This is a genomic window from Pseudarthrobacter sp. J47 (assembly GCF_049810315.1).
Classification (GTDB): domain Bacteria; phylum Actinomycetota; class Actinomycetes; order Actinomycetales; family Micrococcaceae; genus Arthrobacter.
The window spans coordinates 3640483-3661032 of sequence record NZ_CP187358.1; the positions used below are offsets into that span (position 1 = coordinate 3640483).

General features: G+C 65.0%; 15 protein-coding genes and 1 tRNA gene. 7 read left to right on the forward strand and 9 right to left on the reverse strand.

Annotated elements, in window-relative coordinates; translation table 11 throughout:
• Position 1: 1 nt before the first annotated feature.
• Positions 2–577, reverse strand: a complete 576-nt coding sequence (gene dcd, locus ACPJW8_RS16770) for a dCTP deaminase (RefSeq protein ID WP_330189187.1) — start codon at positions 575–577, stop codon at positions 2–4.
• A gap of 30 nt (positions 578–607) precedes the next feature.
• Complete coding sequence (locus ACPJW8_RS16775) at positions 608–1051, reverse strand: SRPBCC family protein (RefSeq protein ID WP_330189186.1); 444 nt, start codon at positions 1049–1051, stop codon at positions 608–610.
• A gap of 212 nt (positions 1052–1263) precedes the next feature.
• Between ACPJW8_RS16775 and ACPJW8_RS16780 the strand changes: the two genes are divergently transcribed.
• Positions 1264–1337 (forward strand) — tRNA-Gly (locus ACPJW8_RS16780).
• A 14-nt stretch (positions 1338–1351) separates the two neighbouring features.
• On the opposite strand, the gene ACPJW8_RS16785 is transcribed toward ACPJW8_RS16780, so the two are convergent.
• Positions 1352–2677 carry an MFS transporter gene (locus ACPJW8_RS16785; protein WP_330189185.1) on the reverse strand — a complete coding sequence of 442 codons (1326 nt, stop codon included), beginning with the start codon at positions 2675–2677 and terminating at the stop codon, positions 1352–1354.
• A gap of 136 nt (positions 2678–2813) precedes the next feature.
• Between ACPJW8_RS16785 and ACPJW8_RS16790 the strand changes: the two genes are divergently transcribed.
• Positions 2814–3668, forward strand: a complete 855-nt coding sequence (locus tag ACPJW8_RS16790) for a LysR family transcriptional regulator (protein WP_330189184.1) — start codon at positions 2814–2816, stop codon at positions 3666–3668.
• Positions 3669–4335: 667 nt separating this feature from the next.
• Here ACPJW8_RS16790 and ACPJW8_RS16795 read toward each other — a convergent pair.
• Positions 4336–7878, reverse strand: a complete 3543-nt coding sequence (locus tag ACPJW8_RS16795) for a bifunctional proline dehydrogenase/L-glutamate gamma-semialdehyde dehydrogenase (RefSeq protein WP_330189183.1) — start codon at positions 7876–7878, stop codon at positions 4336–4338.
• A gap of 251 nt (positions 7879–8129) precedes the next feature.
• Positions 8130–9593 carry an amino acid permease gene (locus tag ACPJW8_RS16800; protein WP_330189182.1) on the reverse strand — a complete coding sequence of 488 codons (1464 nt, stop codon included), beginning with the start codon at positions 9591–9593 and terminating at the stop codon, positions 8130–8132.
• Positions 9594–9772: 179 nt separating this feature from the next.
• Here ACPJW8_RS16800 and ACPJW8_RS16805 point away from each other — a divergent pair, with 179 nt between their 5' ends.
• The 3 genes from ACPJW8_RS16805 (at position 9773) to ACPJW8_RS16815 (ending at position 12154) form a co-directional block, all read left to right on the forward strand.
• The gene (locus ACPJW8_RS16805; RefSeq protein ID WP_330189181.1) at positions 9773–10684 is read left to right on the forward strand and encodes a LysR family transcriptional regulator; all 912 of its coding nucleotides are present in this window, start codon (positions 9773–9775) and stop codon (positions 10682–10684) included.
• A gap of 99 nt (positions 10685–10783) precedes the next feature.
• Positions 10784–11218: an aspartate 1-decarboxylase gene (panD, locus tag ACPJW8_RS16810; RefSeq protein WP_330189180.1), complete on the forward strand. Its 435-nt coding sequence runs from the start codon at positions 10784–10786 to the stop codon at positions 11216–11218.
• Between the two features lie 9 nt (positions 11219–11227).
• Positions 11228–12154: an AEC family transporter gene (locus ACPJW8_RS16815; protein ID WP_330189179.1), complete on the forward strand. Its 927-nt coding sequence runs from the start codon at positions 11228–11230 to the stop codon at positions 12152–12154.
• Here the strand turns inward: ACPJW8_RS16815 and ACPJW8_RS16820 are convergent.
• Together ACPJW8_RS16820 and ACPJW8_RS16825 are read right to left on the reverse strand one after the other, a co-directional pair.
• Positions 12151–14823 carry a trehalase-like domain-containing protein gene (locus ACPJW8_RS16820; protein WP_330194385.1) on the reverse strand — a complete coding sequence of 891 codons (2673 nt, stop codon included), beginning with the start codon at positions 14821–14823 and terminating at the stop codon, positions 12151–12153. The genes ACPJW8_RS16815 and ACPJW8_RS16820 overlap by 4 nt on opposite strands.
• A gap of 162 nt (positions 14824–14985) precedes the next feature.
• Complete coding sequence (locus ACPJW8_RS16825) at positions 14986–15975, reverse strand: LLM class flavin-dependent oxidoreductase (RefSeq protein ID WP_330189178.1); 990 nt, start codon at positions 15973–15975, stop codon at positions 14986–14988.
• A gap of 195 nt (positions 15976–16170) precedes the next feature.
• Between ACPJW8_RS16825 and ACPJW8_RS16830 the strand changes: the two genes are divergently transcribed.
• A complete protein-coding gene (locus tag ACPJW8_RS16830; protein WP_330189177.1) occupies positions 16171–18042 on the forward strand; it encodes a BCCT family transporter in 1872 nt (623 codons plus the stop codon).
• 182 nt (positions 18043–18224) lie between these two features.
• Entirely contained in the window at positions 18225–18863 is a 639-nt protein-coding gene (locus ACPJW8_RS16835) for a PadR family transcriptional regulator (protein WP_330189176.1), read from the forward strand.
• Here the strand turns inward: ACPJW8_RS16835 and ACPJW8_RS16840 are convergent.
• Together ACPJW8_RS16840 and ACPJW8_RS16845 are read right to left on the reverse strand one after the other, a co-directional pair.
• On the reverse strand, positions 18784–19743 hold the full coding sequence (locus ACPJW8_RS16840; RefSeq protein WP_330189175.1) for a DUF817 domain-containing protein: 960 nt from the start codon (positions 19741–19743) through the stop codon (positions 18784–18786). The two genes, ACPJW8_RS16835 and ACPJW8_RS16840, sit on opposite strands and share 80 nt — an antisense overlap.
• On the reverse strand, positions 19733–20509 hold the full coding sequence (locus tag ACPJW8_RS16845; protein WP_330189174.1) for an oxygenase MpaB family protein: 777 nt from the start codon (positions 20507–20509) through the stop codon (positions 19733–19735). The genes ACPJW8_RS16840 and ACPJW8_RS16845 overlap by 11 nt, the downstream gene beginning before the upstream one ends.
• Positions 20510–20550 lie beyond the last annotated feature (41 nt).

The following is a 20550-nucleotide window of genomic DNA, read 5'->3' on the forward strand; positions in this document are numbered from 1 at the left end:
CCTAGATCTCGGTCCGGTGGAAGTTCAGGTGGCTTCGGCTGGCCGTGGGTCCGCGCTGGCCCTGGTACCGGTTGCCGTAGTCGCCGGAGCCGTAGGGGTGCTCGGCGGAAGAGGTGAGCCTGAAGAAGCAGAGCTGGCCGATCTTCATGCCAGGCCAGAGCTTGATGGGCAGCGTGGCCATGTTGGAGAGCTCAAGGGTGACGTGGCCTGAGAATCCGGGGTCGATGAAGCCGGCGGTGGAGTGGGTGAGCAGGCCCAGGCGGCCCAGCGAGGACTTGCCTTCCAGGCGGGCGGCGATGTCGTCCGGCAGCGTCACGGTCTCGTAGGTGGAGCCCAGCACGAATTCGCCGGGGTGCAGGATGAACGGCTCGCCCGGGTCAACCTCCACCAGGCGGGTCAGTTCGGGCTGCTCTTCCGCGGGGTCGATGTGCGCGTATTTGTGGTTGTCGAAGAGCCGGAAGAACCTGTCGATCCGGACGTCCACCGACGACGGCTGCACCATGGCGGGATCGTACGGTTCAAGGACAATCCGTTGGGAGTCTATTTCGGCACGAATATCGCGGTCAGAGATCAGCACGCCTCCCAAAATACCGCATGGCGGCAGGGATCAGTGCCCCGCCTTCGCCTCCAGGACCTGCCGGAGCCGTTCCAGCTGCGCCACTTCGTCCTTGATGGTCCGGTGGATGGAGCCCTTGATCAGGGAGAACAGTCCTTTGGGCTGGTAATCCAGGGCAAAACGCACCCGAGTCCCGGTGCCTTCCGTGCTGAGGTAGTAGCCGCCCTTGGGCCGGATGGGGCCGGCGATCACCTGGAATTCAATCTCGGCGCCGGGCCGGGCCTGGGTGATCTGGAAGTCCGCGGCGATGGGCCTGCCGCCGGGCCCGTTCAGGGTCTGCTGGTAGACGGCGCCCTTGGAGCCGGCGGTGCCTGAGGCCAGGCTGATGCTGCGGATGCCGGACCGCCACAGCGGCAGGTTGGCTCCGTCAAGGAGAAAGTTGTAGACCCTCATGGCATCGCAGGCGATGAGGACATCGTGCTCGGCAAATGCCATTGGGGACCGCTTTCGACGTCGGGCAATAACTCAGAAGCCCGTCTCCCCCCTGACACTTCAACTACATTTCAAGCGTAGCCACCAGTGTTGGACCGGACCTAGCGGATGGGCCGGACTTAACCGAAGAGTTACCCTGTGACGCGCCCGCACTCCGTGGCCCGGACCGGCGTCGAACTGCGCTAAGCTGAGTTCTGCTCCGCATGGCGGGCACTGCGGCTGTAGCTCAATGGTAGAGCGCTAGCTTCCCAAGCTTGATACGCGGGTTCGATTCCCGTCAGCCGCTCCATTCAGACTCGAGGCCTACGCGGCCCGCTGCACAATCCGTACCAGCCGGCGCCGGTTCTTCAGGTCCACCCGCACGGACAGCTCACCTTTCCTGGCCAGTATGACGCCGATTGTCAGCGCTGCGAGCGCCGGCACCCCACCCGCAATCAGGATGGCGATCTGGGGTCCGATGTGTTCGGCCAGCCAGCCCATCATGGGTCCGCCGATTGCCTGGCCGCCGATCAGCACCACCAGGTAGAGGCTCATCACCCGGCCGCGGATGGCCATGTTGGAGCTTGTCTGGACCAGCTGGTTGGAGGTGGTCAGGAACATCAGGGACCAGAACCCGGCCACCACCATGGCGGCACCGAACCAGGCGAAGCTGGGCGCCAGCGAGGACAGCGCCAGCATCAGCCCGAACAGGCCTGCGGCCACGACGGCGGAGCGCAGCCGCAGCTGGCGGCGGCGCGTGGAGGCGATGGCACCGGCCAGGGCGCCGCAGGCCACCAGGGCGTTCAGCAAGCCGTAGCCGCTGGCCCCAACATGGAAGACGTCGTCCGCGAAGGCAGCCAGCAGGACGGGCAGGCTCAGCGCGAACACCGCGATGAAGCCGGCCATCATCCAGGGCCAGAAGATGGTGGGCTTGCTGACGGCGTAACGGAAGCCTTCCTTCAGCATGCCCTTGCTGCGGGGTGTGGGCGGGCTGATGTGCAGCTGGTCCTTCCGCAGCAGGAGCAGCATGCAGACTGTGAAGGTGCAGGCCACGGCATTGGCGGCGAACGCCCATCCGGCGCCGACTGCAGAGAGCAGGAAGCCGGCAGCGGCGGGCCCCAGCAACCCGCCCAGCTGGAAGGTGGTGGAGTTGACGCTGATGGCGTTCCGCAAATACTTAGGGCCCACCAGTTCGTTGACGAACACCTGCCGGGCCGGCTGGTCGATCACGGTGACCAGGCCCAGCAGGAACGCAATAACGTACACCTGCCATACCTGCACCACGCCGGTCAGCGACAGTGTGGCAAGCGCCGCGGCGAGCACGGCGGCCACTGACTGGGAGAGGATGATGATCTTCCGCTTGGTGAACCTGTCCGCGATCATCCCGCCCCATGGGCCAAGGAACAGTGACGGCGCAAACTGCAGTGCCACGGTGATTCCGACGGCGGTGACGGACCCGGAGAGTTCCAGCACCATCCAGTCCTGGGCGATCCGCTGCATCCACAGGGCAATCACGGCAATGAAGTGCCCGGCCGCGAAGATCCGGAAGTTGGGCACCTTGAGCGAAATGAACGTTTGCCGCCAGGGCAGGCGTTCGGTTACGACGTCGAGGGGCTGGGTTAACGCTGCCGCGCTGGGTGGGGGTGCCACAGGGGTGTCCTCAAAAGAGAAAGGTGGATGGGGTTCCCTTTAACCGTAGGCGGGCGGCATCCGATCATGGAAGTTTATTGATCCTATAAGTAAGATAACAAAACGTAATAGCCCAAGCCCGACGCCGGGAGGCCACGTGTTTGATCCCGTCCAGCTCCGCTCATTCCTGGCTGTGGCGGAGACGCTCAGTTTCACCAAAGCCGCCGAGCGGCTTGGCCTGGCGCAACCCACCGTCAGCCAGCACGTCCGCAAGCTGGAACTCGCGGCCAAGCGCGGGCTGGTCAGCCGGGATACGCGCGATGTGCGGCTGACGGACAACGGGGATGCCATGGCCGGCTTCGCACGGACCATCCTCGCTGCGCATGATGCCGCTGACAGGTATTTCTCCGGCTCCGCCATGCGCGGAAAGCTGCGGTTCGGCACGGCGGATGACCTTGCCATTACCGGGCTCCCCCGGATCCTGCGCGAGTTCCGGCAGATCTATCCGCAGATCAACCTGGAGCTCACCGTCGCCCAAAGCGACCAGCTGTACAGGCGCCTGAACGCCGGGCAGCTGGACCTGGTGTTCGTGAAGTGGGTGGCCGGCGCCAAGGAGGGCACGGTGGTCCAGCATGATTCCTTTGCCTGGGTTGGCCTGGAGCAGACCTCGCTGGAACCCGGCCGTCCGGTGCCGCTGATCTCCTACCCGTCGCCCAGCCTGAGCCGGAAACTGGCCATTGATGCCTTGGAATCGCATGGCCGCACGTGGCAGATCACGTGCAGCACCCGCCAGATCAGTGGCGTGCTGGCGGCGGTCCGGGCGGGTATTGGGGTGGCGGTGATGCCGTCGTCGCTGGTCCCGGAAGACCTGAAGATCATCACCAGGCGCTTCGATCTCCCGGCGGTGGGGGACGTGGACTTCACGCTGCTGAGCAACCCGCATGCCAACAAGGAAGTCATCGATGCCCTGACGCAGGCGATCGTGGGCCGGACGCTGAAAAAGTCGGCTTGAGGGTATAGGCCCACCGAAAACCGATCGAACTATTGATCAACCCGCGCAGGTTGCGTATCGTTGGCAGGACGGTCAAGCAGACAGGCCAAGTTGAACATTTTTCAACGGATATCTGCTGGGTGGCTTGGCTCCCCGGGATGTCCGGGAAACGGCAGCCAATGACGACAGCCCATAATGATCACCCTCCCGCTCTTCATCCGCTCCACGACGGCCGGCGCCGCCATGGACTCCACGCAACGTCCGCAACCCGCCCACCGCACGCCGTCCCGCTCGCAGCGGACTACGGCTACGTCGGAAAGCCGAATTGCGAAGGCTGCGGAACCGACGAATTCATCTATCTCGAATCTTTCGTCCCACCAGTCGTCCGACGCGACGGAGCCATCAAAACCCTCGGCGAAGTCAGCTACACCTGCACTCGGTGTGAAGAATTTTCCGGACACAAGGTGCCCTTTACCTGGGCTCCTGCCGGGTGGTTCCTCGGCTGAGTGGCTTTAACGGCTGCCGGTGGAAACGGCAATGGCCGGGCAACTCCCCCAGGGAAGCTACCCGGCCATTGGCCAGCATTCAATCCAACACTATTTCAATCCGATAGCACTTGATCCAGCAATGTTGGGGGCTGGACCAGCGCCCAACGAATCAACCAGATCAAGCCACTTCAGAAAATCAGCTAGATCAGTCCAACAGAGAGTGCGTTCGGAGTACCGAACCGGTGCGCGGTGATGCTGACAGCCTGCTCGTGCAGGAATGGCAGCAGCTCCACGCGGCCGGCCTCCGTGACCTGGTGCGAGTAAACCGCAAGGTCAGGACGGCCGCCGGTCGCCTCGGCAAGAGCCTTGGCGTCCCCGCCGATCAGCCGGATGCGTGCTCCGGAAAGCTTCCCCGCCGTGGCGAGCTTCGCAGCAGAAGCCAGCCATTCGGCGTCGGACTCTACAGTGACTGACACGTTCTGGCCGGAGAGCAGCGTGCGCAACTGCGCAGGAAGCACGACGGCGGAGGACACCGTGAGTGCCGATCCGGCAAGGACGCCGGCGGCAACAGTACGGAACAGCTCCGCGAGCGGGGCGCCATCGGAAAGCCTGATGGTGACCGGCAGCGGGCGGTAGCGGAACACATTGCGTTCGGCGCTGAGCCCGGAAACATCCTTGGCAGCACCGAATTCATCAGCCCAGGCCTGGGCGTCAGAGGCCAGCGAGCGGTCCAGTACGTTCAGCTCGGCCGGGGTCAGGACCTCGGCGGCAGCATCGGCGAGCCGGCGCACTACGGCGTGTGCCGGCTTTGCCGTTGCCGTGCTTTCGGCGCTCTTCCAGTCGCCCAGGCCCACCAGGTAGTTGGGTCCGCCGGCCTTGGTTCCGGCGCCCACTGCGGACTTCTTCCAGCCACCGAACGGCTGGCGCTGCACAATGGCGCCGGTGATGCCGCGGTTGACGTAGAGGTTGCCCGCCTGGATGGTGTCCAGCCAGGTTGCCAGCTCGTCCGAGTTCAGGGAGTGCAGGCCCGCGGTGAGGCCGTATTCGATCTGGTTCTGGATGGCGATGGCTTCTTCCAGGGTCTCTGCGGTCATCACGCCCAGGACGGGACCGAAGAACTCGGTGAGGTGGAAGTAGCTGCCGCGCTGGACGCCGTAGCGCACGCCCGGGCTCCACAGACGGCCGGTTTCGTCCAGCTTCTTCGGTTCAACAGCCCAGTTTTCGCCGTCACCCAGGGTGGTCAGCGCGTCCAGCAGCTTGCCCTTGGCGGGTTCGATGATCGGCCCCATCTGGCTGGTGGGATCCTCCGGGTAGCCCACCTTGAGGGAGGTCACGGCATCCACCAGCTGGTTGTGGAAGCGCTTGGACTTGGCCACGGAGCCCACCAGGATCACCAGCGAGGCAGCCGAGCACTTCTGGCCGGCGTGGCCGAACGCGGAGTAGGCCACGTCCTTGGCGGCGAGGTCCAGGTCCGCGCTGGGGGTGACGATGATGGCGTTCTTGCCGCTGGTCTCTGCCAGCAGCGGCAGGTCCTGGCGGAAGCTGCGGAACAGTTCGGCGGTCTCGTACCCGCCGGTGAGAATCACGCGGTCAACGGCCGGGTGGGAGATGAGCTGCGTGCCCAGTTCCCGCTCGCCCAGCTGCACCATGGTCAGGACGTCCTTCGGAACGCCAGCTTCCCACAGGGCCTCGATCATCACGGCACCGCTGCGTGCGGCCTGCTTTGCAGGCTTGATCACGACGGCGGAACCGGCGGCGAGTGCCGCGAGCGTAGAGCCTGCCGGGATGGCTACCGGGAAGTTCCACGGCGGGGTGACCACGGTGAGCTTGGCAGGGACGAACGTGCCGCCGTCGACCTTGTCCAGCTTCCGCGCGGATTCGGCGTAGTAGTGGGCAAAGTCCACGGCTTCGCTGACCTCGGGATCGCCCTGGTCAATGGTCTTGCCGGTTTCGCTGGCCATGACCTCCAGGAGGTCCGCGCGGCGGGCTTCGAGGATGTCGCCGGCGCGGTGCAGGATGTCAGCGCGCTCGTCACCGGAGAGCGCACCCCAGGCCTTGCCCTTTTCGACGGCGGTTTCGATCGCCGTGTTGAGGGTGGCTTCGTCGGTGATCAGCGCGGCGGCCACGGAGTCGTTGCCCAGCGTGGATCCCGGGACCCGGTCCAGGATGGCGCGGCCCCAGGTGCGGTTGGCCGGCAGCGACGGATCGGTGTCCGGGGTGTTCTCGAAGTGGTCGCGCGGCATCGGCTGCGGGGCTTCGTTGCGGTCCTGCTGGCGGTTGGCCGGCGGAACCGCGTTGTCCAGCTTGTCCAGGGAGGCGAGGAAGCGCTGCTTTTCGCGCTCGAACAGTACTTCGTTCTCGCTCAGTTCGAACACTGCGGACATAAAGTTGTCCTGGCTGGCGCCCTCTTCGAGGCGGCGGATCAGGTACGCAATGGCGACGTCGAACTCGGCCGGGTGCACCACGGGTGTGTAGAGCAGGAGCGAGCCGACGTCCTTCTTGACGGCTTCGGCCTGGCCCTGCGCCATGCCCAGCAGCATCTCGAACTCGATGCCCTGCTGTGCGCCATCCGCGATGCCGCGCTGCTTGGCCAGGAGCCAGGCGAAGGCGATGTCGAAGAGGTTGTGGCCGGCGACGCCGATCCGGACATTGCCGATCCGGTCCGGGTGCAGCGAGTAGTTGATAACCCGCTTGTAGTTGGTGTCAGAGTCCTGCTTGGTGTTCCAGGTGGCCAGCGGCCAGTCGTGCAGCGAGGACTCCACCTGCTCCATGGGCAGGTTGGCGCCCTTGACCACGCGGACCTTGATGGCGGCGCCGCCGTTGGCGCGGCGCTCAGCGGCCCAGTCCTGGAGGCGGATCATGGCGGACAGCGCGTCCGGCAGGTAGGCCTGGAGCACAATGCCGGCCTCGAGGTTCTTGAAGTCGGGCTTGTCCAGGATCCTGGTGAAGACCGCAATGGTCATGTCCAGGTCCTTGTACTCCTCCATGTCCAGGTTGATGAACTTGGCCTTGCCGCCCGTGCTGCTGCCCGGGGCGGCGAAGGAGTTGGCGCGCTGGAACAGCGGAGTGAGCTTCTCGACGACGTGCTCCACTGCCTCATCGAAGGCCCAGGCCGAGTGCGGGGCCACCGTGGAGGACACCTTGATGGAAACGTAGTCGACGTCGGGGCGCGCCAGCAGGGTGTGCGTGCCTTCCAGCCGGCGGGAGGCCTCGTGCTCACCCAGGACGGCTTCGCCCAGGAGGTTGACGTTCAGCTTGATGCCGTCCTTGCGGATCTTCGCAATGGCGGGGCCCAGCTTGGCGTCCGTGGCGTCCACAATCAGGTGGCCCACCATCTCGCGGAGCACCTTGCGGGCTACGGGGATAACAACCTGCGGCAGGACCGGGGCCATCACGCCGCCCAGCTGGACTGCGCTGCGCATGTACCAGGGCAGGAACGCGGGAACCTTGGGTGCCAGGGCGGCGAGGTTGCGGGCGGCAACGTGGAGGTCCTCCGGGCGGACGACGCCGTCCACGAATCCCACGGTGAAGTCCAGGCCGTTGGGGTCCTTCAGCACACCGGCCAGCTGCTGGGCAGAGGCGTCCACGGGAACCTTCGAGGCTTCAGTCAGCCAGTGGCGCACCAGGGCAATGGTTTCGTTGGCGAGCGCCTGGGCCTGCGCGACATCAACGTCCGCAAGGGTTGCTGCGGCTGCGGTTCCCGTCGCGTTCGATGGGGTGTGCTGCAATGCAGTCTGGGCCATGGTGTTTACCCGTTTCTTTCTCTCGTGCTGTAGCTCTTTCCATCAGTATGAACGTCCATTCACATAAGATAAAGCGATGTTTTCTAAGCAATACCGGTTAGAAAACCCAACCATTTCTGTGGGCTGACTTCGGCCTGTTCTTACCCTGCATTTGCCCTGCTTTTCATCCGCGCAGTGGTACGCAAAAACCCTCCCGCACACAGCGTGCGGGAGGGTTTTTGCGGTGGCCGGAAGCCGCGGAAAGGAGATTGCTACGGGAGCGGCCGGTGCATCTCCACCGCTTCCTGGTGGCGCGGGCTGTCCGGGTTCATCAGGGAGTGCTTCTTGCCGTAGAAGAAGTAGATGGCCAGGCCAATGACCAGCCAGACTCCAAAGCGAGCCCACGTCTCCCAATGCAGCTGCAGCATCAGGAAGCCGGAAGCCAGGACGCCAAACGCGGGCACCAGCGGCATCAGCGGCAGGCGGAACGTGCGGGGCGCCTCCGGCTTCTTGTAGCGGAAGATAATGACGGCGAGGCAGACCACCACGAAGGCGGCCAGGATGCCGATGTTGGTGAGGTCCGCAACGGCCTTGATCGGGAAAACGCCAGCCAGCAGAGCCGAGGACACGCCCGCAATCCAGGTGACGCGCTGCGGCGTGCCATGGCGGTCCGTCTTGGAGAACCAGCCCGGAAGCAGGCCGTCGCGGCTCATGGAGAACCAGACGCGGGTAACACCCAGGAGGAAGGTCAGCATCACGGTGAGGATGGAAAGTACCGCGAAGACGGAGATGATCGTGGCGATGACGGGCAGGCCAACACTGGTGAAGGCTGAAGCGAATCCGGCCGTGGGGTCAATGTCCTTGTAGTTCTGCATACCGGTGAGCACCAGGGTGGCGGCAACGTAGAGCAGCATGGCGATGATCAGCGAGAGGATGATCGCCTTGGGCATGTGCTTCTTGCCGTCCTTGGCTTCCTCGGCCGCGGTACTCATGGCGTCATAGCCGAACACGGCGAAGAACACTGTGGCTGCACCAGCGAGGACGGGGCCAAAGCCGCTGGGCATAAACGGGTTGTAGTTGTTGGTATCGATGTAGAAGATGCCCAGGCCAATGATGAACAGGATCAGGATCACCTTGATGGCCACGGCCACCAGCTCGAAACGGCCAAAGGCCTTGGTGCCACGGGACAGGATCCAGGTGACCAGCAGGCAGACGACGATTGCAGGAATGTTGACGACGCCGCCCTTGCCCTCGTCCGGGGTGGAGGTCATCCACACCGGCATATGGATGCCGATTCCGGACAGGAAAGCATCAAAGTAGCCGGAAATGCCGATGGCCACCACGGCAACGATGGCGATGTATTCAAGCAGCAGGTCCCAGCCGATGAACCAGCCGATCACCTCACCAAGCGCTACGTAGCCGTATGTGTAGGCAGACCCGGCGCGCGGGATCATGCCGGCGAACTCTGCGTAGGACAGGGCGGCTGCAGCCGAGGCGAGGCCCGCAACGAGGAAGGAGATCAGCACTGCGGGCCCCACGCCCGGGGAGCTTTCACTGCCCGCCGCCACCAGGCCAGCCAGCGAGAAGATGCCGACGCCGATGATGCCGCCGACGCCAATGGCAGTCAGCTGCCAGAGGCCAAGGGACTTAAAAAGCCCTGAATGCTTGTTTTCTTCTTCGATGTCGTCCAGGGGCTTGCGCCTCATGATCGACTGGCTTGCTTGTGGTGAGCTCATTAGCGTCTCCCGCTAGTTGGGGGCCGTCAGTATTGCATGTGTGACCGGCATAACTTCGTTAGAACAGTATGCAAGTCACGTTGCATTAGATAAAGTGAATACTTCTAAACAGTAGTCATTAGTTTTGCCAATCTATTGTCGACTCGCCCTCACCACACTTACGAAAATGCGGGGAACCCATGCTCGATGTCCGCCGGTTGCGCCTGCTCCGTGAGCTCAAGATCCGCGGCACGCTGGCCGAGGTTGCCGACGCATTGCAGTACAGCCCGTCGTCGGTCTCGCAGCAGCTGGCCCTGTTGGAGAAGGAGGCCGGCGTGGAGCTGCTGCGGAAGACGGGGCGCCGGGTCCAGCTCACCCCGCAGGCCGAAGTCCTGGTGGCCCATACCGCCACGCTCCTGCAGACCCTGGAGCAGGCCGAAGCGGACCTCGCCGCATCGCTGACCACCGTCACGGGTACTGTCCGGATCGCCGTCTTCCAGTCCGCGGCCCTGGCGCTGATGCCTGAGACCCTGACCCGGATGACTGCCAAATATCCGGAAGTACGGATCGAGATGGTCCAGCGGGAGCCCGAAACCGCCCTGCACGAAACCTGGGCCCGCGACTTTGACCTTGTTATTGCCGAGCAGTATCCCGGCCACGCCGCCCCGCGCTACGCGGACCTGGACAGGATGAAGCTCACCACTGATGCCATCCAGCTGGCCGTTCCACCCGCCGCCAAAACCATTACCTCGCTCCAGGACACCGCAGACATGCCCTGGGTGATGGAACCCCGTGGTGCTGCGTCACGGCACTGGGCCGAACAGGCCTGCCGGAGCGCCGGCTTCGAGCCTGACGTGCGCTTCGAAACGGCCGACCTCCAGGCCCAGATCCGGCTGATTGAGTCCGGAAACGCCGTGGCACTGATGCCGGACCTGGTGTGGACCGGACGCGGCACCACGGCGAGGCTGCTGGAACTTCCGGGAAAACCGCACCGCACAGTATTTACCTCGGTGCGCCGGTCCAGCGCGCAGCGCCCCGCCATCCTCGCCGCCCGCGAAACCCTCGCCGCCACGGCGGAGTCAGTATCGGCGTCGAACACGCCCTCCAACTGAACGGCGACTTCTGAACGGAGACCTGAACGGCACACAAACGCCGCAATGTCTCCTGCATCACTGCGCGCCCCTGAACAGGAACGGTAGACTGATGCCGTTATGAATCGCACAATGTTCAAGTCCAAAATCCACCGTGCCACGGTCACCCATGCTGACCTGCACTACGTCGGTTCGGTCACCGTTGACCTGGACCTGCTGGACGCTGCGGACATTCTGCCCGGCGAACTGGTATCAATCGTGGACGTCACCAACGGCGCCCGGCTGGAAACCTACACCATCGCCGGCGAGCGCGGTTCCGGCGTCATCGGCATCAACGGTGCGGCAGCGCACCTGGCCCACGTGGGGGACGTCGTCATCCTGATCACTTACGCGCAGATGTCCACCGCCGAGGCCCTGGCCTACGAGCCCAAGGTGGTCCACGTTGACCACAACAACCAGATCGTCCGGCTGGGCAACGACCCGGCGGAGGGCATCACCCCCGGGACCCTGCGCCCGCCGTATGCGCTGAGCAACTTCACCGGCCAGTACAGCTAACCCGCGCGCGTGCTGGACGTACTCGCCGGGTTCTTCGTTGTCTGGGCCATCATCCTGGTGGGTATGTTCGTTGGCCGCCTCAAAATCCTGGGCCCGGGAGCACGGCCTGTCCTCAGTTCCCTCACGTTCTTCGTTGCCAGCCCGGCACTGCTGTTCGAGACCCTGAGCAAGGCAGAGCTGGCGCAGGTGTTCGCCGCTCCCCTGCTGGTGATCACCGTGGCGGCGGTGACTACCGCCGTCGGATTCTTCCTGATCGTGAAGTTATGGCTGAAGCGGTCACTGCCTGAGTCCCTGATGTCCTCCATGGCGGCGTCCCTGGCAAACTCGGCCAACCTTGGCATCCCCATCGCCGTGTATGTCCTCGGCGATGCCAGCTATGTTGCCCCGCTGCTGATCTTCCAGCTGGCCTTCTTCACGCCGGTCTTCCTGATCCTGCTGGATGCCAGCACCAGCAAGCACCGCACTACTGCCCTGGCCTTCCTCCTGATGATCGTCAAGAACCCGATGATTGTGGGCAGCGGGCTGGGTCTCCTGGTGGCCGGTATGGACTGGGATGTTCCGGCGCTGGTGATGGAACCCATCCACCTGATCGGCGGCGCGGCTATTCCTGCCATGCTCATCGCGTTCGGCATCAGCCTGAACGGCAGCCGCCCCCTGCAGGCCGCAACAGGCCGCCGCATCGACACCCTCCTGGCGAGCGCGTTCAAGCTGGTCATCCAGCCGGCCGTTGCATACCTGTTTGCGCGGTTCGCCCTGGGAATGGAGGGCCAGGCCCTGTTTGCCATGGTGGTTGTCGCGTCACTGCCCACCGCCCAGAACGTGTTTGTGGCCTCCAGCCGCTACGACACAGGCCTGACTGTTGCGAAGGACACCGTCCTGGTCACCACCGTTGTTGCCGTTCCGGCGATGATCGGTGTGGCGCTGCTGCTGGCCTAGTTTTTCTGCAACAGGTCCTTCTGCAACTGGTCCTTCTGCATCGAGTCCTTCTGCAACCCGTCCAGCAGCCGCGCGCAGCGGATGAAGCCCAGGTGGGAGTACGCCTGCGGATGGTTGCCCAGGTGGGTTTCCGTCCCGGGATCGTACTCCTCCGGCAACAGCCCCGTGGGCCCGAAGAGGTTCACCAGCTGGTCAAAAAGGTCCCAGGCGTCCTCGGTCCTGCCCACCGCAATGTATGCCTCGATCAGCCAGGTGGTGCAGATGTGGAACCCGCCCTCCAAACCCGGCAGGCCGTCGTCGTACCTGTAGCGGAAAACTGTGGGACCCACGCGGAGTTCACGCTCGACGGCGGCGACGGTGGCCAAAAAGCGCGGATCCCCGACGTCGAGCAGTCCGGAAAGCCCGATGTGCAGCACGGCGGCGTCCAGGTCCGGGCTGTTGTACGCCACGGTGTAGGAGCGGGCGGACTCGTCCCAACCTTCGCGGAGCACTTCGTCACGGATGATTGCTGCAGTGGACTCCCAGGCGGGCTCCGGCTGCCGGCCGTGCCTGGCAGCCGTCCGCAGCGCCCTGTCCAGGGTCACCCAGCACATCACCTTCGTGTACACGTGGTGGCGCGGTGCCATGCGGGCCTCCCAGATTCCGTGGTCCGCCTCATGCCAGCGGGCCAGCACCGCAGCCGCCATCTGGACCAGGAGGTCCCAGTGCGCGGCATCCAGCGTGCCCTCCTGTTCGCTGACGCTGTGGATGAGCTCGGCGATGGGGCCGAACACATCCAGCTGGACCTGGTGGTCTGCGGCGTTTCCAATCCGGACCGGACGGGACCCGGCGTATCCGGGCAGGCTTTCGATGATGGCCTCGGTGGAAAGCGGTGCGCCGGTCACCGAGTACAGCGGATGCAGCCATTCCGGGCCTGGCGCGTTGGACAGGATCCGGCCCAGCCAGTCCAGGAACCCGCGCGCTTCGGAGACCGAGCCCAGGTCCACCAGCGCGTTGACCGTCATGGACCCGTCCCGCAGCCAGCAGTAGCGGTAGTCCCAGTTCCGGGTGCCACCAATGCCCTCCGGCAGGGACGTGGTGGGCGCGGCCAGCACGGCTCCCGTGGGTTCGTGCACCAGCGAGCGCAGCACCAGGGCGCTGCGGCGGACCAGCGAAGGCTTCACGCCGGGAAGGTCCAGTTCCTGCACCCACTTCCTTGCGTGATGTGCGACGGCGGCACGGCGGTCAGTCTCTTCGGCCGGGTCCGCGGCAACGGGCTCAGTATCACCGCATCGGAGGGTCAGGACCACCGGCCCGTCCTGCAGGTTGACCGAGGCCACGGCGGTGGAGTGCCGGCCATCTGATGAAACAGAGAAGGTGACTCCCGGGGCGAAGAGGATGATGGGGTCCGCGGTGCCCACAATGTGCAGTTCATCTCCGCGGGCTTCCATACTGAACGGTGCGTTGGCGTAGTCCGGCCGCGGTGCGAAGACGATGCGGGCGGCCCCGGTCCCGGACAGCACCCGGACCAGGCTGGTGATTCCCTCCGGCGCAGGCTCCAGGTAATCGGTGACCGTGACGTCAGCCCAGCGGGTTTCCACGATCATGGTGCTGTCCACGTACCGCTGGCCCAGCACCTGGGACGCCTTGACCGGCTCCACGGAGAAGTGGCCTGCGGCGTCACCGCCCAGGATATGGGCGAACAGCGAGCCTGAATCCGGCAACGGGTGGCTCATCCAGCAGATCTTCGCGTCCGGCGTGACCAGCGCGGTGGAGGATCCGTTGCCGATCATCGAATGCCGTTCCAGGCCAACGGCGTCCTCGCCGAACAGCCAGGCGCGGCGCAACTCGAACAGGATGGCCAGCACACGGGCGAAGGATTCCGGATCGCCCAGCCGATGGGCTGCCGCCGTTTCTCCGGGGCCAACCCGGATTCCCATGTCCGGGCCGCGGAGCGTGGCAATCGCCAGTTCGTCGCTGTAGGCATCACCGGCAAACATGGCGGCGCTGACTCCCAGCCGGGACCGCAATGATTCCAACGCCTCAGCCTTGGCGGGTTCGGTGACGGACAGGTCCAGCACGGAGCCGTCGACGATGAAGAACAGGCCGTGGGTACGGGCAATGTCCCGGGCAATTTCGGTGACCTCGGCAGCGACTTCCGGGGTAGCGGGGCGGGTGTGGACGGCCACCGCCACCGGCTTGCGCTCCAGCCAGATTCCCTGCTGGAATCCCACAGCCTCGGCCAGTTCGGTGTTGACCCGTTGGAGCAGGGATTCCGTGGCCAGCGACAATCCGTGGGCGAACCCCATGTCCGTTTCGGCGCCGTGGGACCCCACCAGGTGCACCTCGGCGGGCAGCCGGGACACAGCGGCCAGGTCACGCAGGGAGCGGCCGGACACGACGGCGGCATGGGTGTTGGGCAGCGCGGCCAGCGCACGCAACGCAATGGCTGCGTTGCCGAGCGGCAGCGTTTCGGTGGAGATCCCCTCGGCATCGCACAGGGTTCCGCCGTAATTGCAGGCCACCAGCAGCCCCGGAACCCTGGCCAGCACGCGGAGTTCAGCGAGGAGCTGCGGCGTCAGGCCGTCATCGGTGGCCTCGGACCGGACGAACTCACGCAGCAGCCCCACGGGAAGAGACCTGGTGAGCAGGGAGGAGTCTGCGACTGACTGGTTTAACGGTGTTGCCACGGCGGAGCCCTTCCGTTGGGCCTCCGCTGGCCGGGCTACACCCGGAATGGCCAAGGCCGCTGGTGCCCCGCTCCGGGAATCCATGTGCCCGGAGGGGGCAGAGCCATTCTTTCGGCGGGCCGTTTCATGCGAATGACTACCCCGTTGCGGGCGCGTAACGGCTCAGGCGGGGACCAGCCCGGCGACGTCGGCCAGCAGGTCCACCGAACGCAGCCGCTCGGCAGTTCCGTTGCTCTGGTGAGCGACGATCAGTTCGTCAGCGTCAGCGTGCGCCGCGAATTCGTCGAGGTATTCCTTGACGGCTTCCGGGGTTCCAACGGCCGAGTACCGCATCATCTGGCTGATGTGCTGGCCCTGCGGTGAGTCGAGCACCATGTCCGCTTCGTCGTCGGTAAATTCGCGGCCGCCACCGAAGAACAGGGACACCCGGGCACGCATGGTGGCCCGCAGCGCGGCCTGCGCCTCCGCGGCGGTATCCGCGGCAATGACGTTCACCCCGGCGATCACGTGCGGCGCAGCCAGCTGCGCTGACGGCTTGAATTCACTGCGGTAAATGGACACGGCGTCCTGCAGGGCCTGGGGAGCAAAGTGCGAGGCGAACGCATAAGGAAGGCCCAGCTGCGCAGCGAGCCGCGCGCCGAAAGGGGACGACCCGAGGATGTACAGCGGAACGTTGGTGCCCTTGCCGGGAGTGGCTTCAACGCCCTGGATCCGGGTGGGGCCGGTGAGGTAGCCCTGCAATTCCAGCACATCCTGGGGGAAGGAATCGGCGGACATGGGGTCGCGGCGGAGGGCACGCATGGTGTTCTGGTCGCTGCCGGGAGCGCGGCCCAGGCCAAGGTCAATGCGGCCCGGGTGCAGGGTTTCCAGGGTGCCGAACTGCTCGGCGATGGTCAGCGGCGAGTGGTTGGGCAGCATCACTCCGCCGGCGCCTAAGCGGATGGATTCCGTGTGTGCAGCCACGTGGGCGATCAGCACGCTGGTGGCGGAAGAGGCGATCGCTGACATGTTGTGGTGCTCGGCATACCAGACCCGGCGGTAGCCGCGTTTCTCCGCGAGCTGCGCCATGGCCACGCTTCCCGCCAGGCTCTCCGCCGCCGTCTGGCCCTTGCCGATGGTTGCCAGGTCAAGGATGGAGAGGGGAACAGTCACGGCGATGCGGCCTTTCGAAAAGCGGAAATGTACGGTGCCGGATCGTGTAATACGGGCACTTTCTGGACAACCCCAAAGGCCGCCAGCTTATTTCTTGGCGCCCCGGTCGGTAGGGTGGAGAGAGGACCACATCACGCCTGAGTGCGGGCGTGGTTGTGAGGCATGACCATCTGGCACCTATCAAGGAGCACGACCATGACCACTAAAACGAGCAATAATTCGGCGGCAGGACCGCCCAAAGAACCCGGTAAATCCAAAAAAGCAGCAGGAACCAGCACGGTACAAGGATCGCGATTGGCCCGCCCCGTATTCATCCCGGCGGCAGCGGTAATCGTGGTTTTCGTGGCGTATGCGCTCGTTCAACCAAAAGCCGCCTCGGCACTGTTCGCGGGGCTGCAGGAAAACGTCATTGGCGCCTTCGGCTGGTACTACGTGCTTCTGGTCGCCTTCTTCGTCGCCTTTTCACTCTGGATGGGATTCAGCCGCTATGGCGACATCCCCCTGGGCAAGGATAACGACAAGCCCGAGTTCTCCCTGATGTCCTGGTTCGCGCTGCTGTTCGCCGCGGGCATGGGAATCGGACTGGTTTTCTGGGGCGTCGCAGAACCCCTTAACCACTTCGCCAGTCCGCGGCCCGGCGTCACGGGCACGGACATCCAGCTTGGCCAGCAGGCCATTACGCAGACCTTCCTGCACTGGGGCCTGCACGCCTGGAGCATCTACGTGGTGGTGGGACTCGCCATCGCCTACGCGGTTCACCGCAGGGGCCGGCCCATCTCCATCCGCTGGACGCTGGAGCCGCTGCTGGGCAAAAAGGTCCGCGGCGCCTGGGGCCATGCGATCGACGTTATTGCGCTGGTAGGAACCCTGTTCGGCGTCGCCACCTCGCTGGGCCTGGGCGTCCTGCAGATTTCCGCCGGCCTGGATACGTCCGGAATCATGGCGGCCACCCAAAGCACGCAGATCGGGCTCATCCTCTGCATCACCACCTTGACCATCATTTCCGTGGTCTCCGGCGTGGGCAGGGGCATGAAGTGGCTCTCCAACATCAACCTGGTCCTGGCTGCCGTGTTGCTGATGGTGGTCCTGTTCGCCGGGCCCACCCTGTTCCTGCTGCGTGAGTTTGTGCAGTCGATCGGCCACTACCTCCAGAACGTCCTGGGCCTGACCTTTAATACGCTGGCATTCTCCGGTGCCGAGGGCGAGGCATGGCAAGGTGCCTGGACCACCTTCTACTGGGGCTGGTGGATGTCCTGGGCACCCTTTGTGGGCATCTTCATTGCCCGCATTTCCAAGGGCCGGACGGTCCGCGAGTTCGTGGCCGGCGTCCTGCTTGTCCCCACCCTGGTGGGTTTTCTGTGGTTCTCCGTCCTGGGCGGATCGGCCATCTACCGGGAGATCTTCGGACAGGGAGGGTTGATAGGCCCGGACGGTGTTGATACCGAGAATGCGCTGTTTGCCCTTCTGGGCGATCTGCCTGGCGGGCCCGTCCTGATGATCGGCGCCATCTTGCTGATTGCCATCTTCTTCATCACCTCCGCCGACTCCGGCGCGCTGGTGATGAGCATGATTTCCACGGGCGGTGACGCCCATCCGAAGAACTGGATCCGGGTGTTCTGGGCCGTGCTGGCAGCGGCTGTTGCCATTTCCCTGCTGCTGGTGGGAACGGAGGGGTTGGCGTCCATCCAGACGGCCGCCATCTTGACCGCCCTTCCGTTCAGCGTGGTGATGCTGCTGATGTGCATTGCCACGGCGAGGGCCTTCCACGGCGAGCACCGCGCCTTCCTGGCCGCCCAGCGCAAGGTGGCGCAGACCATCATGGTGGAGCGCATCCATGGCCAGGTGGCCGAGCGCGTGTCTGACCAGGTGGCGGACCAGGTGGCAGAGACCATGTCCGAGGAAGTGGAGCGCCAGATCCAGGAGCACTTCACCGAGCATGGCGCTGAACTCGCGGTGGTTATTTCGCCCGAAACACCTGCCAAGGGCTCTCCGGCTGTGTCAAAGGCAACGAAATCTGCAGCGGCGTCCGATCCTGACGAACCCCTGACGGGCAAGAGTCCGCGCTAAGGCGGCACTGTTCCCCGGCTGCGGCGGGCAGGAACTTTCGACGGCGGTCCTCCACTGGGAGGGCCGCCGTCGTGGGTTAAGGACTGCTTCAGGCGGACTGTTGACGAGGCGATAGTTACCGATATATCGTTAACTATCGCCGAAGGGTCGGCGGTGAACCTCACTGAAAGGAGAATGCCGCTATGCATGGCATTCACAACAACAATTTTCCAGACGTTCCAGGCATGGGCAGGCCCGGCAAGGGCAGGAACCGCCGCGGTCCGCACGGGCACGGCGGCGGCCACGGCCGGGGGCCCGGATTTGGCCCCGGTTTCGGCGGCCCCGGCGGAGGATTCGGCCCCGGGTTCGGACCGGGATTCGGTCCGGGATTCGGACCAAAGGGTCCGCGCCGCGCCAACCGCGGAGACGTCCGGCACGCCATCCTCTCGCTCCTGTCCGAAGGCCCCTCCAACGGCTACGGCCTGATCAAGGCCATCCAGGAAAAGTCATCCGGCGCCTGGCGTCCCAGCCCGGGATCGGTCTACCCCACCCTGCAGCAGCTGGTTGACGAGGAACTGATCACGCCCGTTGGCGAAGGCCGCCGGACGGATTACACGCTCACGGAAGCCGGCCACGCGTACGTGGCCGAGCACGCGGAGGAACTTGCCGCCGCGTGGAACAACGACGCCGACGGCACCGGACCGGCATTCCATCAGAGCGTGGTGAAACTGATGGGCGTGATCCACCAGTTCCGGTTCTCCGCTACGGACGAGCAGCGGGAAGCCGCCCGGGAGAAGATCGACGAGGCCCGGCGGGCGCTGTACCTGATCCTGGCGGACTGACCGGCGGCTGCGGCTTGTACACCCAGGCCACCAGCACCACCGAGATGATCATCAGCAGGAACCACGCCACCAGCTTGTCCAGGGAAACCAGGTGCCAGCCGTTGACCTGGCTGGGGTACAGCCAGGCACCTGACCAGGTGGCAATGTTCTCCGCGATCCAGATGAACAGCGCCACCAGCAGGAAAGCGACAGTCAGGGGCATCCGGAAGCCGCGCCGGAACACCCGGAAGTGCATCACGCACCGCCCGTAAAGAAGCACGACGGCGGCAAGCAGCACCCAGCGTGCGTCCCAGAAGTAGTGGTGGGTGAAGAAGTTGACGTAGATGGCGGCGGCGAGGACCGCCGTCGTCCAGCGTTTTGGATACCGCGCGAACTTGAGGTCGAACAGCCGGTAGACGCGCACCATGTAGGAACCCACGGCCGCGTACATAAAGCCGCTGAACAGTGGAACGGCGCCGATGCGCAGGAACCCTTCGGCCTCGTAGGACCAGGATCCGACGTCGGTCTTGAACAGTTCCATTACCGTGCCCACCAGGTGGAACAGCACAATGACCCGCAGCTCGCGCAGGGTTTCCAGCCGGGTGAGGATCATGGCCACCTGGATGGCAACCGCTGCGAGGGTCAGGAAGTCGTTCCTCGCGAGCGCAGCGTCCTCCGGATACCAAAGGCGTGCGGCCATCAGCACAACCAGCAGTGCCGTCCCGAATATGCACGCCCATGCCTGCTTCAACCCGAAGGCGGCGAACTCCGTCAGCCGGCCGCGGATGCCATGGACGGGAGTGCGGGAGAGGAAACGCTGGGCCCTGCTGTCGAGCCTGCGCTCAACGGATGTCCGTTCGCCGGTGGGGTTGCCTTCGCCGGCGGAGTGGTCAGGCAGCATCGAGGCGCTCCAGGCAGTAGTCCTTGAACCAGTGGCGGAGCCGCCGGGGCAGCCTGGGGTAGGTCAGGGCCGTGAGCCGCATGGTCCGGTTAAAGCGGCGTTCATGACGCCCGCTCCAGGCCAGGCCGAAATCCGCCCGCAGGCCCTCCGGCAGGAGCCCGGCGGTCAGGAACCGGGCCAGCGGCATGGCCGCCCGGAGCCAAACCGGACCGGCAGCCGGGAAGAGGAGATCCCGCGCCACCCGCCGCGTGGCCTCTTCAACTTCGAGAATAGGCAGGCGTTCGTGCCAGTATTCGGCGAACGCCGCCCTGTCCTCCGGCCACAGCTCGGCCGGCAACTGCAGCGCAGTGCCGGTCCTGGCGTAGTCGCGGTACACACGGTCCGCCGCTACATCGTCCAGCGGGCCGTAGATCTTTTCGTGCACGGTGGCCGCGGTGTCATACAGCGTGGCCACCACCCACAGCTGTGAGTGCGCGTCAAAAGCGCTGTACCCGGAGCCTCCCCCGGCACCTGCGTGGCTCCGGACCGGGGCATGCGCACGGTTCACGCTTCGGCGCACTGCCGCCACCTGGGCCTCACTCCCGTACACCACGGCATAGACGTAGGTCATGGTGGACAGCAGCCGGTCCAGCGGCCGCTGCGCAAAATTGCTGTGCGCGGCAACGCCACGGCCCACGGCGGGATCGGCGATCTGCAGCAAAATGGCGCGCCCCGCCCCCGCAAGCAAAACGCCCTCAGCGCCGATATCGGCAAGTCCCCGCACCATCCCCACACGATACCGGAGGACAAAAGGCAGAATTACCGTGG

Excerpts from the sequence above, each read along its gene's own strand:
- ACPJW8_RS16775 (WP_330189186.1), bottom strand. The coding sequence starts at position 1,051 with ATGGCATTTGCCGAGCACGATGTCCTCATCGCCTGCGATGCCATGAGG.
- ACPJW8_RS16795 (WP_330189183.1), bottom strand. The coding sequence starts at position 7,878 with ATGGCCCAGACTGCATTGCAGCACACCCCATCGAACGCGACGGGAACC.
- ACPJW8_RS16805 (WP_330189181.1), top strand. The coding sequence starts at position 9,773 with ATGCTCGATGTCCGCCGGTTGCGCCTGCTCCGTGAGCTCAAGATCCGC.
- ACPJW8_RS16830 (WP_330189177.1), top strand. The coding sequence starts at position 16,171 with ATGACCACTAAAACGAGCAATAATTCGGCGGCAGGACCGCCCAAAGAA.
- ACPJW8_RS16840 (WP_330189175.1), bottom strand. The coding sequence starts at position 19,743 with ATGCTGCCTGACCACTCCGCCGGCGAAGGCAACCCCACCGGCGAACGG.
- ACPJW8_RS16800 (WP_330189182.1), bottom strand. The coding sequence starts at position 9,593 with ATGAGCTCACCACAAGCAAGCCAGTCGATCATGAGGCGCAAGCCCCTG.
- ACPJW8_RS16835 (WP_330189176.1), top strand. The coding sequence starts at position 18,225 with ATGCATGGCATTCACAACAACAATTTTCCAGACGTTCCAGGCATGGGC.
- panD (WP_330189180.1), top strand. The coding sequence starts at position 10,784 with ATGAATCGCACAATGTTCAAGTCCAAAATCCACCGTGCCACGGTCACC.
- ACPJW8_RS16845 (WP_330189174.1), bottom strand. The coding sequence starts at position 20,509 with ATGGTGCGGGGACTTGCCGATATCGGCGCTGAGGGCGTTTTGCTTGCG.